The sequence below is a fragment of the Tardiphaga sp. 813_E8_N1_3 genome (genome assembly GCF_051811025.1).
Taxonomy (GTDB): domain Bacteria; phylum Pseudomonadota; class Alphaproteobacteria; order Rhizobiales; family Xanthobacteraceae; genus Tardiphaga.
Genome location: NZ_JBPWQE010000001.1, coordinates 4,593,235 through 4,608,884, shown reverse-complemented (window position 1 = coordinate 4,608,884; position 15,650 = coordinate 4,593,235). Strand labels below are relative to the sequence as shown.

Below are 15,650 nucleotides of genomic sequence, written 5' to 3'. Positions count from 1 at the left end.
CCCTTAACCCTCGACGCTTTCCAATCCCTCGCGGCGCCAAGCGCCTTCAGGAGTTTTGCCTATGACGGTCATGACCAAGATCGAGAGCGATGCGACCGTTCAGCCGACGGCTGCGCCAGTGCCGTTCCATCCGCTCAATCCGCTGTCGCTGGATGAAATCGGTGCGGCCTGCGATCTCGTGAGGAGAGACGCCAAACTGTCGGCGCGGGCCCGCTTTCCCATCGTGCGGCTGGAAGAGCCGAGCAAGGCCGATCTACGCGCCTATGCCAGTGGCACGCGGCTTCCGCGCCTCGCCTTCATCGTGGTGCTGGACTCCGCAACCGGCGCATCGACCGAATACATCGTCGATCTGACCGCCAGCAAGATCGTCGATACCAAGTTGCTGCCGAATTCCGAAGCGCCTTACGGCCAGCCGCCGGTGATGATCGGCGAGTTCATGCTGTGCGAGCAGATCGTCAAGTCCGACGAAGGCTGGCGCAATGCCATGCGCCGCCGTGGCATGTCCGATAACGACATGGAGATGGCGCAGGTCGATCCGTTCTCGTCGGGCTTCTTCGACCGCGATTTCGAGCGCGGCCGCCGCATCGTACGCGCGGTCACGTTCTTCCGCGAGGACATCAAGGACAACGCCTATGCGCATCCAGTCGAGGGTGTCGTGGCCGTCGTCGATCTAATCCATCAAAAGGTGGTGGATCTGCTCGACGACGAGGTCGTCATTCCGATCCCGAAGAAGAAGCGCAATTACGGCGCGCACGAGAACACCAATCCGCGCACCGACATCAAGCCCCTGAACATCGAGCAGCCGGAAGGGCCGAGCTTCAAGGTCGATGGCTGGAACGTGGAATGGCAGAAGTGGAGCTTTCGTGTCGGCTTCACGCCGCGCGAAGGTCTGGTGCTGAACCAGCTTGCCTATCAGGACGGCGACAGAAAACGCTCCATCATCCACCGCGCCAGCGTCACCGAAATGGTGGTGCCTTACGCCGACCCGAGCGCCAATCATTACTGGAAGTCAGCTTTCGATGCCGGTGAATATGGCTTGGGTATGCTCGCCAACGCGCTAGAACTCGGCTGCGACTGCCTCGGCAACATCCATTATTTCGACATCCCGGCGGCGAATGAGCAGGGTAAGCCGTTCACGATGAAGAATGCGGTCTGCATGCATGAAGAGGATTACGGCATCCTCTGGAAGCACCACGAATTCCGCAACGGGCTGTTCGAAGTGCGTCGCTCGCGTCGCCTCGTCATCAGCTTCTTCGCGACGGTTGGAAACTACGACTACGGCTTCTACTGGTACCTCTATCAGGACGGCACGATCCAGCTCGAGGCCAAGCTCACCGGCATCATCCAGACGGCGGCAGTCGCACCCGGCCAGAAATATGCCTGGGGCGGCATGGTCGACGAGAATTTGGGCGGCCCGACGCACCAGCATTTTTTCAATGTCCGCATGCATATGGATCTCGATGGCGGCGGCAACACCGTCACCGAGCACGAATTTGCGCAGCGTCCGTGGGGAACAGATAATCCGCATGGCAATGCGTTCGATCTCAAGAGCCGCACGCTGTCCCGCGAGCGCGATGCGGCGGCGATCGCGGACGGGCAGAGCGGCCGTTACTGGAAGGTCACCAACCCGAACAGCAAGAACAGCGTCGGCAATCCCACCGGTTACAAGCTCTCGGTGATGCCGAGCCCGCTGATGCTGGCGCAGGAAGGCAGCTTCGTGCGCAAGCGCGGCGGTTTCGCCACCAGGCATATCTGGGTCACCGCCTATGATCCGGCCGAAAAATACGCTAGCGGCGATTACCCGAACGTCCATGCCGGCGGCGATGGCCTGCCGCGCTATATCGAGCAGAACCGCAACATCGAGAACACCGATATCGTGCTGTGGCACTCGTTCGGCCACACCCATGTCTGCAAGCCAGAGGACTTCCCCGTGATGCCGGTGGAATATGCGGGCTTCATGCTGAAGCCGAACGGCTTCTTCGCAGCCAATCCGGCGCAGGATATCGCGCCGGAGCGCAACGGCCGCAGCGTGCTGAGCAGCGATGCGTCGACGGGAGCCGCCGCCAGCTCTTGTTGCCACAAGTCCTGAGGCCAGGGCCGGGAGGAACGCAACATGATCTGCTGTCTCCTGGCCCTGTTCGCCGCATTGCCCGGCGTTTCCCTGATCCGCCGGCTGCAGGCGGAGCGCGGGGTGCGCGGGAACTGCGTGCCGATCTGCACGGTTGGGTTGCGGCGCGATATCGCGTTCGCGGTGGCGACTGCCGGTATCATTATTGCGCTAACGGCTACCGCAATGCCGATTCACACGTTAAACCACACGCCATCCCCGCGCGCCTGGGGGCCGATCTGCTCGGCGCTCGACCGCATCTCTCCCGCCTCATCGCGCAATCTGCGCCAGGCGGCTTCGTACCGATAGAGGACTCTTATGCGTGATTTCATGGCCGTTGCCCGTTCCGTCGCCGTTGCCGAGCACGGGATGGCCGCAACCTCGCATCCGTTGGCGACGCTGGCTGCTGTGGAGATGCTGAAGTCGGGCGGTAATGCCATCGATGCGGCGCTGGCGGCGGTCGCCGTGCAATGCGTGGCCGATCCTGCCATGACCGGTATCGGCGGGGACTGTTTTGCCCTCTATTCGCCGAAGGGCGGCGCGCCGATCGCGCTGAACGGTTCCGGCCGCACCCCGGCCAAGATCGATTCCGAGAAATATGCGGCGTCCGGCGCCCGCGACATTCCCGAGACCTGTGTCGAGACCGTCACCGTGCCCGGCGCCATCGATGCATGGTGCACGCTCAGCAAGGATCATGGCTCGAAGCCGCTGGCCGACGTGTTCGCCGCAGCCATCGATGCCGCCGAGAACGGCTTCCTTATCACGCCGCGCGTGTCCGCCGACTGGGCCAAATGGCGCGGCAAGCTGGAACTGCATCCCGACGCGACCGCGCAGTACCTGCCGGGCGGCCATGCCCCCGCGGTCGGCGACAAGCGCGTCCAGCCGGCGCTCGCTGCCACGCTGCGCCGGATCGCGCGCGAGGGCCGCAACGGCTTCTACCAGGGCCAGGTGGCTGACGACATCATCACCACGCTGCGCGCTGTCGGCGGCGTGCACGAGGCCGATGATTTCAATGAGCAGCGCTCCGACTATGTGACGCCGATCTCGGCCAATCATCACGGCTACGATGTCGCCGAATGCCCGCCGAACGGCCAGGGGCTCGCCGCACTGATGATCCTGCGCGTGCTGGCCGGCTACGATATCGCCAATCTCAGCGAGGCCGACCGCATCCACGTTCTCGCTGAGGCGACCAAGGCAGCCTATCGCACCCGCGATGCCTATTTCTGCGACCCGGCCTATGGCCAGGTCGATGTCGAGCGCTTCCTGTCGGACAAGTTCATCGGCGACCTTCGTGCCAAGATCGACATGAAGCACGCTTCGCCGGAAGAGCATTGGGACTCGGTCATCCACAAGGACACGGTCTATCTGACCGTGGTCGATCGCGATCTCAATGCCGTGTCACTGATCAATTCGCTGTTCGGCCCGTTCGGCAGCGGCATCTATGCGAAGAAGTCCGGCGTGCTGCTGCACCATCGCGGCTGGAGCTTCCGCGCCAAACCGGGCCACGTGAATTCGCTCGGCCCGCGCAAGCGTCCGATGCACACGATCATCCCGGGCATGCTGATGAAAAACGGTCGCGCAGTCATGCCGTTCGGCGTGATGGGCGGGCATTATCAGGCCACCGGCCATGCCCAGTTCATCTCCGATGTGATCGACCGCAAGATGGACATCCAGGCCGCTGCCGAGGCGCCGCGCTCGTTCGCGACCAACAACCTGCTGCAGCTTGAAAAGACCATCCCGGAAGCGGTGCGCAACGATCTGGCCGCCCGCGGCCATACGCTGCAGATGATGGACACCGGCATCGGCGGCTGCCAGGCCATCCAGATCGATTATGAGCGCGGCGTGCTGCTCGGCGCCTCGGACCATCGCAAGGATGGCCTCGCACTCGGCTTTTGATCGATCAGGACAAGACGCTATGGCGAGCTTCAGGTCCGGTCGCGCCATGACTGACCTGGAACTCGCCGGTCTTCGACGCCGGTGAGCTCGGGTTCTCGGGATCTAGCGGCAAGTCCAGTGTGAACCGTGTCCCTTGCCACGGTTCACTGGCCAGATCGATTTGCCCCTTCAGGGTAGATACGACCAGATTGAAGACGATGTGCAGGCCGAGGCCGGTGCTGCCTTTGTCGCGCCGTGTCGTGAAAAACGGATCGAAAACTTTCGGCAGATCGTCTGGCGGAATGCCGTTGCCATTGTCGGCCACGACGACGCGCATGTTGCCATCGTCCAGCCGCGAGACGGTCAGCTCGATCACGCCAGCGCGGCCATCAGGAAAGCCATGCACCGCTGCATTCAGCGCCAGATTTCGAATAACCTGCGCGAGAGCACCGGGATAAGTGTCGGCCACGATGCCATCCTCGCATATCACGCGAACCGTGTGGCCTCGGCGGCCGAGCAGCGGCTGCAGCGTGCTCATGACTTCGCCAAGCCAGCCGCGCATCTCGAATGCGCGGCGTTCCTGGCTGGCTTCGTCAGTTGCGACTTGTTTGAAGCTATGGATCAAGTCCGCAGCCCGCCTGTGATTGTCGAACAGCAGTTTCATGCCTTCGCTGAGCCGCGCGATGCTCCGCGTGAGTGCGGAGCGCCGCACCTGACCGGATTCAATCGTGGCGGTCAGCAGCTTCAGCTCGCTTTCGAGGACTGTCGCGGTGGTCAGGGCGACGCCAAGCGGTGTGCTGACTTCATGTGAAACGCCGGCGACCAATTGACCGAGCGACGCCAGCTTCTCGGCCTGCACCAGCTGTCCCTGCGTGTTTTGCAGTTCAACAAGCGCGGCAACGGAGCGCTCTTTCTCGTCCTGCAGGGCTTGCGATGTCTGGAACTGGCGCCGCGCCTGGAATTCCCGTGCGCCGACCGCGTAGAGCGAGAGCACATAGGCAAAGCCGATCTCGAAATTATTGATGAAGCGCAGGCCGTCCGTCAGATAGGTCGCGAAGGTCTGGCAATAGATAAAGCACGCCCATGTGGTGATGCAGAAAACCGTCAGTGCGGGGAGGCGAAGCGGCAGCAGAGTCGAGACAAACAGGATCACGATGATCATTCCCGCCGTGGAATGTTCGAAGCCGCGGTCGATGAACAGATAGATGATGCTGAGGACACAGCCCGGCACGACGCAATAGAGCAGATAGATCGGCTCGGCCCAGCGGCGTGCACGCGGCAGAAACAGCGCTGCGGTGAGGGGCAGCAGAACGATGGCGGCGACCGCAGCGCGGATGGCGAATGTCGTGGTCCATGCGAGGGGATCGAGAATCCGGTCCCAGATGGCGAAAGCGCAATAGACGATTGCACCAAGCACCATCGCGGCCTGTGCGCGGCGAAGCTCTCCGAGCGCAAAGCTTCGGACAAAGCCAGCTTCCTGTTCAGCGTTCTCGAAGCGCAGACCGAATTTGATCAACAGGTCGTTCATGAGGCCAACTGTGCCCGGTCGTCTGCACTTAATCGGCGCCAGAAATCTGGGCCGGGACGGGTGGATATTTGGGGGAATGTCGTTCGGCTGGTTGCCGGGACGGCTTCATCTACCAGAATTTGGAACGTTTGAAACGGCTCAGGACTGCTGATGGCGGCAGTACAAGGACGCTGGGAGTGCAGGCGCCAAGGGATACAAGGGATGGTTGGCGTCGTCAGTGGGCAAATGGCCAGCTCGTGCATTGCTGGGTCAGCCGTCTGGCTCACAGGTTTGGGGGATGCGACGAGGCAAGCGGTAGGTTTGGTAACCGCCGATTAACTCAGTTAGATTTTGAGCGAGTTCGCCGATGAAAATTTCAGACTTTGGCGGTATCGGGTGCTTCGGGGAGAGGCGACGTGGTCAGATTCTGGAAATCAATTTTCGTAGGCGTTCCGGACCATGTCCGGATCGAGCTCATTGACATGCTCTTCCAGACGCGTGTGCCGCTTTCGATCGCCGGCTTCACACTGGCCATCGTCTCGTGTCACGTCGCCATTAGTTCTGCAAATCCATGGTTCTACGGGTTGAGTGCAGCCGGAGCGATCGTCACGATCTTCCGCGTGGCCACCGAAGGCGTCTATCATCGCAGTAAAGGTCAACGCAGCTTCACCATCGCGGCGGCCGAGCGATGGGAGCGGCTTTACGCGTGGAGCAGCTACGTCTTTGCAGGATTGATTGGTTTGCTTGGCGCGGCGACTTTCTGGGCGAAGAATCCTGCGCATCAACTCCTCGCAACGGCGCTGGTCTTCGGCTATGCGGCCGGCATCGTCTGCCGAATTTCTGTTCGCCCAGGGATTGCGCTTCCGGCCTTGATGCTGGTTGCCTTGCCGACGGCATTTTCTGCGCTGGCCCGCGTCGATAGCAATCTGGCTTTCTATGCCGTGATCCTGCTCGCGTTCCTGCTCGGCAGCTTCGAGACCGTGCGCTTTATCTATCGGCAGAATATCGAGCAGATCTCGCTCAAGCACGAATTCTCGACCCTCGCGCGGCACGATGCGCTGACGGGCTTGGCTAATCGGCTTGGTTTTCAGGAACGTCTCGCGATCATCGCTGCGCGTGCCCGAGCGACGGGCTGTCTCATTGCCGTTCACAGCGTCGACCTCGATCGGTTCAAGGAGGTCAACGACGTGCATGGCCATCCGGCGGGCGACGCGCTGCTACAGGCAGTTGCGAGCCGGCTCAGCGGAATTTTGCGCGACGGCGATTTCGCGGTGCGCATGGGCGGTGACGAATTCGTCGTGGTGCAATCCGTCGTCGGCAATCGCGAGGAGGCCATGTTGCTGGGCCGCCGCATCATTCGGACGCTCTCCGAGCCGTTCATTGTCGATGGGCTTGAGCTCACCGTCGGCGCCAGCGTCGGGATCGCCATCGGCCGCGAGGGCGACGATCCCTGCGATCTCACGCCTGCTGCGGACCGGGCGCTTTACGCCTCGAAAGCCAGCGGCCGAAACCGCGTGACCTTTGCCAAGCCGGTGGATGCCGAGACAATCGCGCGGGCAGGCTAGCGTCGAGGCAATGAGCGTGGGCTGACCCGCGCCAGATGAGATTTCCTGCAGATCAGAAAAGCTGACAGCGCATCGACAGGATCGGTGCGAGTGGGTTGACAGGCACCAGAAATGTAATGTTATAACATTACAAATAAGAAGAGCCCAATGTCCCGTACCCTCAAAAGACTGTTTGATCTCGATGCAAAAACTCCCCGTCACAGTCTTGTCCGGCTTCCTCGGGGCTGGAAAGACAACTTTGCTGAACCATGTGCTGAACAACCGTCATGGCCTGAAAGTGGCGGTGATTGTGAACGACATGAGCGAGGTGAACATCGATGCGGACCTGGTTCGCGATGGCGGTGCCAATCTGTCGCGGACGGATGAGAAGCTGGTCGAAATGACCAATGGCTGCATCTGCTGCACGCTGCGTGACGATCTGCTGAAGGAGGTGCGCGCGCTCGCCGAGAGCCGGCGGTTCGATTACCTGCTGATCGAATCCACCGGAATTGCAGAGCCGCTGCCGGTGGCCGCGACTTTCGATTTCCGCGACGAGAACGGCGACAGCCTCTCCGATGTGGCACAGCTCGACACCATGGTAACGGTGGTCGATGCGGTGAACCTGTTGAAGGACTATTCCTCCACCGACTTCCTGCAGGATCGCGGCGAGGCGCTCGACGGTGACAAGCGTACGTTGGTGGACCTGCTGGTGGAGCAGATCGAATTCGCCGATGTCATCGTGCTCAACAAGGTCAATGACGCGACGCTTGAGCAATGCAACAGCGCGCGCAAGATCATCTGCGCGCTCAATCCCGACGCCGATATTATCGAAGCAAACTTTGCCGATGTGCCGTTCGACCGCGTGCTCGATACCGGACGCTTTGATTTTGAAAAGGCGCAGCAGCATCCGCTCTGGTACAAGGAGCTGTATGGTTTTACCAACCACGTGCCGGAGACCGAAGAATACGGCGTGACGAATTTCGTCTATCGCGCGCGACGGCCGTTCGATCCCGTGAAGTTTCAGGCCTTCCTGCGCGAGAGCTGGGCCGGCGTGATCCGCAGCAAGGGGCATTTCTGGCTGGCGACACGGCCGCAATGGGTCGGCGAACTCAGCCAGGCCGGCGCCATCGTGCGCACGGAAGGGATGGGCTTCTGGTGGGCCAATGTGCCTGCCGATCGCTGGCCGGACGATCCGTATTGGCGGCAGGCGCTGAAGAAGAATTGGAACGAGATCTATGGCGACCGGCGGCAGGAGATCGTCTTCATCGGTTCCGACATGGACGAGAGCGATATCCGCCGTCGGCTCGATGCCTGCCTCGTGTCCGGTAAGCCCGGCATGGATATCGCCGGCTGGGCCGGGCTCGCCGATCCATTTCCGGCCTGGAAACGGGCCGACGAGATGGCGTCCTCGTGACGCGTCAAGTCGCCGTCAGCGGCGCGTGGCACAGCACCTGGAAGCGCGACGTCGCAGATGTCTGGCGAAACAGGCCGATGCGGTCAATCCGCAGTGATGTGAGATCAAGTGTCGCGAACCGCTGCTGCAGCATCGCCAGCACCGCTGTGCTGCGTTCGGGAGGAAGCCGTCCGGTCAGCGTCATGTGAAACCGGAAGTCGTCGCGCACATAGGGATAGCCGAAACGATCCAGCTGCTCGACCTGTCGCGGCGTTAGGTTCTCCGGTTTGCGCCGTGCGCGATCCTCCGGCGTCATCGGTGCGCGGAACACCTCGAATCCTTCGACACAAGTCTGCGCTAATGCGGCGAGCTCAGGGGAGGGCCCATCCGGCACGACAGCCGTGAAGCCGCTGATGATACGAACCACCGGTGAGATTTTCGGGATAGCGCGGGGCATCCGGGCGAAGTCATCGAAGGTCGCGATCAGGTCGGCTTCGGTAGCTTCCGGCGCCAGCGAGAACGGCGCCTTCAGCGTGGCATGAAAGCCGTATTTGCGTGGGTCCTTGATGACAGCCGGCCAGTCCGGCGCCTGCCTGATGAGATCGGCGGGCACCAGCACGTCATTGCCGGTGAAGGGATCGTAGCCGAGGGTCTCGGCTCCGAAGCGGGCGAGGGCACTGTCGGCGTCGGGGGCGTAATAGAGTGCGTAGCGCGGGAATTCATTCATGGCCGCACCATAGAGCATGATCCCGAAAAGTGGATGCCGGTTTTCGGGAACGATCATGCTCAAGTAAGAGAGGAGCCGCGTTACGCCGCTGCAATAGCTTTGCGGTGTATGGCACGCGCCGGCTGAAGCCTTGTGGCATCGGTCAGATGCACGAGGTTGCCCTGCGCGATCACGGCGACGATGCGCGGACGCATTGCGATGCTGTCATCGACGAGCAGCAAATCAGCGCGGCGTCCTTCGATGATCTCGCCACGGTCGGTGAGACCGGCAGCTTTCGCTGGTGCAGACGAGATCAGTGCCCAAGCCTGCGGCAGCGACAGAATGCCGTCATGGAGCAGCCGGAACGCGGCCAGCAGTTGCGCGGGATAGTAATAGTCGGAGGCGAGAATCGAGCAGAGGCCCTTGGCGATCATGTCGGATGCCTTGGTCCAGCCGGTGTGGCTGCCGCCGCGCACAACGTTGGGTGCGCCGAATACGATGAAGTCGCCGGCCGCGGCCGCGGCTTGTGCGGTTTCAACGTTGATCGGGAATTCGGCGATATTGACGCCGAGCTTGCGGAAGTCGTCGCGCATCGCAGGGGTTGCGTCATCATGCGAAAGCGTCGGCACGCCGGCAGCGTTCGCCGCTTTGGCGAGGCGGGCAATCGAGGCAGGCACCTCATCGGTGCGCGACAGCACGCGATCGACCAGCTGATCGAAGGCATCGCTGCTGAGCCCGGTACGTTCCACCATCCGCGCGCGCTTCGCCGGCTTTGAGATGCCGGCGATGTCCATGTGATCGTTGAAGGCGAGCAGATCGATGCGGCCGGCCTGCAGCCAGCCAACGATCTCATCTTCGGCGTCGAGATTGAACGTCTCCTGCCGCAGATGGAAGCGCGTATCCGATGCGAGCTGCGGCCGCAGCATCTCGATGGCATCCAGCAGCTTGCGGGCGTTCTCCGCGCCGCGCAGGCCCGGCTCCCAGGACCATGTGGTGCCGTGAAACACCGTGGTGATGCCGTTGGCGATGGCCTGCCGGTCGCTGTCGATCAAGGCAACATCGACCGGGAAGTCGACGCCGGGGCGCGGCATCAACTGCCGCTCGAAGGCATCGCCATGCAGGTCGACGATTCCCGGCAGCACCAGCAGATCGGACGCATCGAGGCCGAGCGCGCCATGGGGCGCATCCGATCCGATGTCCGCAATCACGCCACCCCCAATCTGCAGCGAGGTCTCGGCGATGTCCTGGCCGAGTAAAGTGCGTCCGCCGTCGATGAAGATATCCGTCATGTCACTGCCATCTGCCTGGGCGCCTTGACGCCTTTATACTTGCTCAAGAAATCCTCGACCGGGAGCTTGCGGAAATCCGGCAGCGCCTGTCTTAGCATCTCGTGCTCCCAGTCCCACCAGGCGAGCTCCATCAGCCCGTCTTCCACAGTTTCCGAAAATCGCCGCCGCACCGGCCGCGCCGGATTGCCAGCAACGATCGTATAGGGGGCGACGTCCTTGGTCACGATGGCACCGGCGGCGATCACAGAACCTGTGCCGATACTGCGGCCGGGCAGCACAATGGCGCCATGGCCGAGCCAGACATCGTGGCCGATCGTGCAGTGATGTTCGCGTCGCCAGGCAAAGAAGTCGGCGTCGTCGCTTTCACCGGGGAAATAGGCACTGGCGCGATAGGTGAAGTGCGCCTGCGTCGCTCGGTGCATCGGGTGATTGCCAGGATTGATCCGGATCATCGCCGCGATCGAGCAGAACTTTCCGATCGTCGTATAGGTGATCTGGCCGTCATTCACGACATATGAATAGTCGCCCATCGTCACTTCGTTGAGGATCGTGCGCGCGCCGACTTCAGTATAGGCGCCGAGCTTGGTGTCGACGAGTTTAGCGGTGGGATCGACCGCAGGCGTGAGCGAGAGTTGTTTTCCAGCCATGTGACGCTCGTGCGACGGAAGAGGAATCGGTGGGTGATATATCAGAGTGTGCGCTGGCGCGCGGGCACCTCTTCGGTCGGTTTCGTGACGGTGTCGTGACGTCAGCATGAATTCGGGCTTGTTTTTCCCGCAATGACGATAACCCGTATGCGCAGGGCACATGTCACATCATTGTTAAACGCGGGCGTTACCGGTGGCGATGTCTATTGTCATTGGAGTGCCTCATGCTGGTGGTGGATAAGCTGACGTGCCGTTTCGGCGCCAAGGCTGCCGTCGATAACGCGTCGTTCGAGATCAAGCCCGGCGCATTCGTCGGCGTGATCGGTCGCTCCGGCGCCGGCAAGTCGACCATGCTGCGCATGATCAATCGTCTGGCCGAGCCGACCGATGGGCGCATCATGTTCGATAGCGTGGACGTCACCGCGCTCAAGGGCCGCGATCTGCGCAAGTGGCGTGCGCGCTCGGCGATGATCTTCCAGCAGTTCAATCTCGTCGGCCGTCTCGATGTGCTGACCAATGTGCTGATGGGCCGCTTGGCCGATATGCCGCAGTGGCGCTCGCTGACCCAGATGTGGCCCGAGGACGACCGTGCACTGGCGATGTCGGCGCTGGAGCAGTTCGACATGGCGCAATATGCCTCGCAGCGCGCCGACCAGCTCTCCGGCGGTCAGCAGCAGCGTGTCGCCATCGCCCGCGCCCTCGTGCAGCAGCCCGATATCATCCTCGCGGACGAGCCGATCGCGTCACTGGATCCGCGCAACACTCGCATCGTCATGGATGCGCTGCTGCGCATCAACAAGCACTTCGGCATCACCGTGATGTGCAACCTGCATTCGCTCGATCTGGCGCGCACCTATTGCGACCGCCTGATCGGCATGTCCGCCGGCCGCGTCGTGTTCGATGGCGCGCCCTCCGCGCTCACCGAACATATCGCCCGCGAACTCTACGATCTCGAAGCCGACGAGGTGATGGGATCGGCGCATATGCCGACGTCCACCCGCGTTCCCGAATACGGTGTTGCTGCCGTCGCGTGATTGCAGTGCGTTGAAATTATCGTGGTGACGTCATCGTAACGATGGCATCGCCGCGATAGACGCGCCTTCTGCCAAGAAAACGTTTCACCTCAGATCAAAACAGGGATTGTCATGATCAACCGTCGCTCCATTCTGCTCAGCGCTGCTGCGCTGGCTTTCGCCGCCACCTCGGCTTCGGCCCAGGACTACAAGGCCAAGTATCCGGAACTGACCTTCGCCGTCGTTCCCGCCGAGAACGCCTCGGGCGTCACCGAGCGCTGGGCGCCGTTCGTCGCCTATCTGTCGAAAGAGCTCGGCGTGAAGGTCAACCTGCGCATCGCCAATGACTATGCAGCCGTGATCGAAGGCCAGCGCTCCGGTAATATCCATATCGCGAGCTACGGTTCGGCCTCGTTCGCACGCGCCCGTCTCACCGGTGTCAAGACCGATGCGTTTGCCAACGACATCAATATCGATGGCTCGACTGGCTATTACTCGGTGTTCTTCGTCAAGGCGTCGAGCCCCTACAAGTCGGTCGACAATCTGAAGGGCAAGAACCTCGGTCTCGTCGATCCGAACTCGACCTCGGGCAACAACGTACCGCGCTTCGAACTGGACAAGATGGGCATCTCCGATGCCGACACCTATTTCAGCAAAGTGGTGTTCACCGGCAGCCATGAAAACGCGATGCTCGCGCTGTCGCAGGGCACCGTCGATGTCGCCGCCAACCAGTGGACCAACGACAACGACTCGACACTGCAGCAGATGCTGACCAAGGGCATGCTGAAGAATGCCGACGGCTCGGCGATGAAGAAGGAAGACTTCCGCATCATCCACAAGTCGGCCCCGATCATCAACGGTCCCTATGCCTATAGCTCGGACCTGCCGGAAGAGCTGAAGGTTGCTATCGCCAAGGCCTTCACCGACGCGCCGACCAAGGACAAGGCCGCATTCGACAAGCTATCGGATGGCCAGAAGAAGGGTTTCCACGCCGCGACCACCAAGGATTGGGACGCCACCATCGACCTGATCAAGTTCGTCGACGCACTTCGCAAGAAGAAGGCGTCCTGATCGCCTGATCATTGAAGGGAGCCGGATCAGAAATGGTCCGGCTCCTTTTCTGTGTCTGATCCCAGATAGGCCCGCACATCATGTCCGCCGCCGTTTCCATCCTTCCGGCTCCGCAGCTCGCCGCGCTGAACGACGCCTATCGCAAGGCGGTCGCGCGCCGGCGGTTACGCACGACGCTTGTCGTCGTGGCCTGCTTTGCGGCGCTGTTCGTTGCGGCATTGGGGGCCGAGGTCAATCTCAGGACCTTCGTCGAGAAGATCGGCAATTTCGGCAGCTATTTCGATCGTATCTTCACGCTCGAGGCTGGCACCCGGGTGTGGACCGACGTCAATGAGTGGTTCTGGGGTTGGAAGAAGTGGCTGTCGCTGCTCGGCGAGACCGTGCTGATCAGCTATGTCGGCACGCTGATCGGTGCCGTGCTGGCCTTTGGGTTGAATTTTCTCGCGGCCGAGAACACCGCGCCCTCGGTGCCACTGCGCTTTGCCGTGCGCCGCTTCATGGAATTCTGCCGCACCGTGCCGGACATCGTGTTCGCGCTGATCTTCGTCATCGCCTTCGGCCTCGGCCCGATGGCCGGCGTGTTGGCGATTGCGATCCACTGCGTTGGGGCGCTCGGCAAGCTCTATGGAGAGATCGTCGAGAATATCGACATGAAGCCGGTGGAAGGCATTCGCTCGACCGGTGCTGGCTGGGTCGACTGCATGCGTTTTGCCGTGCTGCCGCAGGTCGCGGCCGGCTTTGCCAGCTACACGCTGTTGCGCTTCGAGATCAATGTGCGCGGTGCGTCCGTCATGGGCTTCGTCGGCGCCGGCGGCATCGGTCAGGAACTCGTCGTTGCCGTCAGAAAGTTCTACTATTCCGACGTCAGTGCGATCTTGCTGATGATCATCGTCGCGGTCTTCGTCATCGACATCGGGACCGGTTGGTTGCGCGGCCGTCTGTTCGGCAAGGAAGCCAGGTCATGAGCCGGCAGCCTGATATCAACACCCCCGCGTTGCGCGGGCGCTATCCAGATGTCTTCAACCGCCCGATGGCGTCGCGCGCCGGTGTGCCCGCTATCCTGGTCGCGGCGCTGGCATTGTTCATCTTCGGGCTCAATGAACTCGATTTCTCGCCGGCGCGGATGTGGACCGGCCTGCGCGAACTCGGCTGGATCACCATGATGATGATCCCGCCAAATCCCGGTTCGTCGCTGCCTGCCTATCTGCACGCGATGGGGGAGACGCTGTCGATCGCGCTGCTCGGCACGACCCTCGCAGCCGTGTTCGCGCTGCCGGTCAGTCTGCTCGCCGCACGGAACGTCATTCCGTCGGCATGGATGCGCTTTCCGGTCAGGCGCTTTCTGGATTCGATCCGCGGCGTCGACACGCTGATCTGGGCGCTGGTCTGGATCAATGTCGTCGGTCTTGGCCCGTTCGCCGGCGTGCTGGCAATCGCGATTTCGGATTTCGGCGCGTTCGGCAAATTGTTTTCTGAGGCCATCGAGGCCGCCGACAAGAAGCAGGTCGAAGGTATCCGCGCTTCCGGTGGCAGCGCGCTGCATGAGATTCGCTTCGGCCTGATGCCGCAGGTGCTGCCGGTGATTGCCGGTCAGGTGCTGTATTTCATCGAGTCCAACACCCGCTCCGCCACCATCATCGGTATCGTCGGCGCGGGTGGTATCGGTCTTCAGCTCGCCGAACAGATCCGCGTGCTGGAATGGCAGAAGGTCTCGTTCCTGATCCTGATGATCCTCGTCGCGGTGGCGGCAATCGACTGGATCTCCAGCCGACTGCGCTTTGCCATCATCGGCCGCCGCGCGGTGGCGTGATCACGCCGCCGCCTTGTGGCGCTCCTGTTCAGCCTTGAACAGTTCGAACTCTTCAGCGACGGCGCGCACGATGCTCGGCCGCTCGCGCAGGCGCTTGTGATAGGCCTTGGTCGCCGGCCAGTTTTTCAGATCCACCTCCGGCAATACCATCGTCCAGTTCAGCACTGTGACGAGATAGGCGTCCGCGACGCTGAACCTGTCGAGCAGGAACTCACGTCCGGTGAGGTGATTCTCGAGATAGGTCAGCCGCGACTGGCCGTTCTGCAGCGTATAGGCCTTCATCTCGGCCGGCGCTTTCTTGGCGAGCAATGGCACGAAAAATCCCTTGTGCAATTCGGTGCCAATGAAGCAGAGCCACTGCTGCAGCCGGCTCCGCTCCAGGCCTGAGCCAGCCGCGATCGGCGACTGCGGGAATCGCTCCGCGACATGCTGCAGGATCGCGGCGTTCTCGGTGAGGATCGCGCCATCGTCGGTGCGCAGCGTTGGCACCAGCCCGAGCGGGTTCACGCTGCGGAAATCCGAACCATCGGTCAGGACCTCCTTGCTCAGCGGATCGACCTCGAGGAATTGCGCAGCACGGCCGGCTTCTGCCTCATAGAGCGCAATGCGTGTGGCCATCGAACAGGCCATCGGCGAGAAATAAAGATCCATTGGAAGTCTCCTTGAGCTGACGGACCGTTGTGGTCGA

Annotated in this window: 14 protein-coding genes; 9 read left to right on the top strand and 5 right to left on the bottom strand. The window is 61.8% G+C overall.

What is annotated here, in order from left to right; translation table 11 throughout:
• The first annotated feature begins 70 nt into the window (after nt 1-70).
• Genes AB8A33_RS21840 through ggt form a run of 3 tightly spaced genes read left to right on the top strand, consistent with a single transcriptional unit; the run spans nt 71 to nt 4,003 of the window.
• Nucleotides 71-2,089 carry a primary-amine oxidase gene (locus AB8A33_RS21840; protein WP_439096005.1) on the top strand — a complete coding sequence of 673 codons (2,019 nt, stop codon included), beginning with the start codon at nt 71-73 and terminating at the stop codon, nt 2,087-2,089.
• Nucleotides 2,090-2,113: 24 nt separating this feature from the next.
• Nucleotides 2,114-2,416 (top strand): hypothetical protein, encoded by a 303-nt coding sequence (locus tag AB8A33_RS21835; protein WP_439094684.1) that lies wholly within the window; start codon nt 2,114-2,116, stop codon nt 2,414-2,416.
• A gap of 9 nt (nt 2,417-2,425) precedes the next feature.
• Nucleotides 2,426-4,003 carry a gamma-glutamyltransferase gene (gene ggt / locus AB8A33_RS21830; RefSeq protein ID WP_439094683.1) on the top strand — a complete coding sequence of 526 codons (1,578 nt, stop codon included), beginning with the start codon at nt 2,426-2,428 and terminating at the stop codon, nt 4,001-4,003.
• Between the two features lie 4 nt (nt 4,004-4,007).
• On the opposite strand, the gene AB8A33_RS21825 is transcribed toward ggt, so the two are convergent.
• Nucleotides 4,008-5,510 carry a sensor histidine kinase gene (locus AB8A33_RS21825; RefSeq protein ID WP_439094682.1) on the bottom strand — a complete coding sequence of 501 codons (1,503 nt, stop codon included), beginning with the start codon at nt 5,508-5,510 and terminating at the stop codon, nt 4,008-4,010.
• 461 nt (nt 5,511-5,971) lie between these two features.
• Here AB8A33_RS21825 and AB8A33_RS21820 point away from each other — a divergent pair, with 461 nt between their 5' ends.
• Both AB8A33_RS21820 and zigA read left to right on the top strand, forming a co-directional pair.
• Nucleotides 5,972-7,054, top strand: a complete 1,083-nt coding sequence (locus tag AB8A33_RS21820) for a diguanylate cyclase domain-containing protein (RefSeq protein ID WP_439094681.1) — start codon at nt 5,972-5,974, stop codon at nt 7,052-7,054.
• Between the two features lie 181 nt (nt 7,055-7,235).
• Nucleotides 7,236-8,447, top strand: a complete 1,212-nt coding sequence (zigA, locus tag AB8A33_RS21815; protein WP_439094680.1) for a zinc metallochaperone GTPase ZigA — start codon at nt 7,236-7,238, stop codon at nt 8,445-8,447.
• Nucleotides 8,448-8,451: 4 nt separating this feature from the next.
• On the opposite strand, the gene AB8A33_RS21810 is transcribed toward zigA, so the two are convergent.
• The 3 genes from AB8A33_RS21810 to AB8A33_RS21800 form a co-directional block, all read right to left on the bottom strand.
• A complete protein-coding gene (locus tag AB8A33_RS21810) occupies nt 8,452-9,153 on the bottom strand; it encodes a DUF1045 domain-containing protein (RefSeq protein ID WP_439094679.1) in 702 nt (233 codons plus the stop codon).
• An 80-nt stretch (nt 9,154-9,233) separates the two neighbouring features.
• Nucleotides 9,234-10,421, bottom strand: a complete 1,188-nt coding sequence (locus AB8A33_RS21805; protein ID WP_439094678.1) for an alpha-D-ribose 1-methylphosphonate 5-triphosphate diphosphatase — start codon at nt 10,419-10,421, stop codon at nt 9,234-9,236.
• On the bottom strand, nt 10,418-11,068 hold the full coding sequence (locus tag AB8A33_RS21800; RefSeq protein ID WP_439094677.1) for a chloramphenicol acetyltransferase: 651 nt from the start codon (nt 11,066-11,068) through the stop codon (nt 10,418-10,420). The genes AB8A33_RS21805 and AB8A33_RS21800 overlap by 4 nt, the downstream gene beginning before the upstream one ends.
• Before the next feature lie 224 nt (nt 11,069-11,292).
• On the opposite strand from AB8A33_RS21800, the gene phnC reads away from it, so the two are divergent.
• From phnC to phnE (AB8A33_RS21780), 4 genes are all read left to right on the top strand, one after another.
• On the top strand, nt 11,293-12,102 hold the full coding sequence (phnC, locus tag AB8A33_RS21795; protein WP_439094676.1) for a phosphonate ABC transporter ATP-binding protein: 810 nt from the start codon (nt 11,293-11,295) through the stop codon (nt 12,100-12,102).
• A 111-nt stretch (nt 12,103-12,213) separates the two neighbouring features.
• Nucleotides 12,214-13,152 (top strand): phosphonate ABC transporter substrate-binding protein, encoded by a 939-nt coding sequence (phnD, locus tag AB8A33_RS21790; RefSeq protein ID WP_092139207.1) that lies wholly within the window; start codon nt 12,214-12,216, stop codon nt 13,150-13,152.
• A gap of 80 nt (nt 13,153-13,232) precedes the next feature.
• Nucleotides 13,233-14,117, top strand: coding sequence for a phosphonate ABC transporter, permease protein PhnE (gene phnE, locus AB8A33_RS21785; RefSeq protein ID WP_439094675.1), 885 nt, complete (start codon nt 13,233-13,235; stop codon nt 14,115-14,117).
• Entirely contained in the window at nt 14,114-14,962 is an 849-nt protein-coding gene (gene phnE, locus AB8A33_RS21780) for a phosphonate ABC transporter, permease protein PhnE (protein ID WP_439094674.1), read from the top strand. The genes phnE (AB8A33_RS21785) and phnE (AB8A33_RS21780) overlap by 4 nt, the downstream gene beginning before the upstream one ends.
• Here the strand turns inward: phnE (AB8A33_RS21780) and AB8A33_RS21775 are convergent, their stop codons facing one another.
• On the bottom strand, nt 14,963-15,613 hold the full coding sequence (locus tag AB8A33_RS21775) for a glutathione binding-like protein (protein ID WP_439094673.1): 651 nt from the start codon (nt 15,611-15,613) through the stop codon (nt 14,963-14,965).
• Nucleotides 15,614-15,650 lie beyond the last annotated feature (37 nt).

Coding starts and splice junctions, on each gene's coding strand:
- AB8A33_RS21840 (WP_439096005.1), top strand. CDS start 71: ATGACCAAGATCGAGAGCGATGCGACCGTTCAGCCGACGGCTGCGCCA.
- AB8A33_RS21835 (WP_439094684.1), top strand. CDS start 2,114: ATGATCTGCTGTCTCCTGGCCCTGTTCGCCGCATTGCCCGGCGTTTCC.
- ggt (WP_439094683.1), top strand. CDS start 2,426: ATGCGTGATTTCATGGCCGTTGCCCGTTCCGTCGCCGTTGCCGAGCAC.
- AB8A33_RS21825 (WP_439094682.1), bottom strand. CDS start 5,510: ATGAACGACCTGTTGATCAAATTCGGTCTGCGCTTCGAGAACGCTGAA.
- AB8A33_RS21820 (WP_439094681.1), top strand. CDS start 5,972: ATGCTCTTCCAGACGCGTGTGCCGCTTTCGATCGCCGGCTTCACACTG.
- zigA (WP_439094680.1), top strand. CDS start 7,236: ATGCAAAAACTCCCCGTCACAGTCTTGTCCGGCTTCCTCGGGGCTGGA.
- AB8A33_RS21810 (WP_439094679.1), bottom strand. CDS start 9,153: ATGAATGAATTCCCGCGCTACGCACTCTATTACGCCCCCGACGCCGAC.
- AB8A33_RS21805 (WP_439094678.1), bottom strand. CDS start 10,421: ATGACGGATATCTTCATCGACGGCGGACGCACTTTACTCGGCCAGGAC.
- AB8A33_RS21800 (WP_439094677.1), bottom strand. CDS start 11,068: ATGGCTGGAAAACAACTCTCGCTCACGCCTGCGGTCGATCCCACCGCT.
- phnC (WP_439094676.1), top strand. CDS start 11,293: ATGCTGGTGGTGGATAAGCTGACGTGCCGTTTCGGCGCCAAGGCTGCC.
- phnD (WP_092139207.1), top strand. CDS start 12,214: ATGATCAACCGTCGCTCCATTCTGCTCAGCGCTGCTGCGCTGGCTTTC.
- phnE (WP_439094675.1), top strand. CDS start 13,233: ATGTCCGCCGCCGTTTCCATCCTTCCGGCTCCGCAGCTCGCCGCGCTG.
- phnE (WP_439094674.1), top strand. CDS start 14,114: ATGAGCCGGCAGCCTGATATCAACACCCCCGCGTTGCGCGGGCGCTAT.
- AB8A33_RS21775 (WP_439094673.1), bottom strand. CDS start 15,613: ATGGATCTTTATTTCTCGCCGATGGCCTGTTCGATGGCCACACGCATT.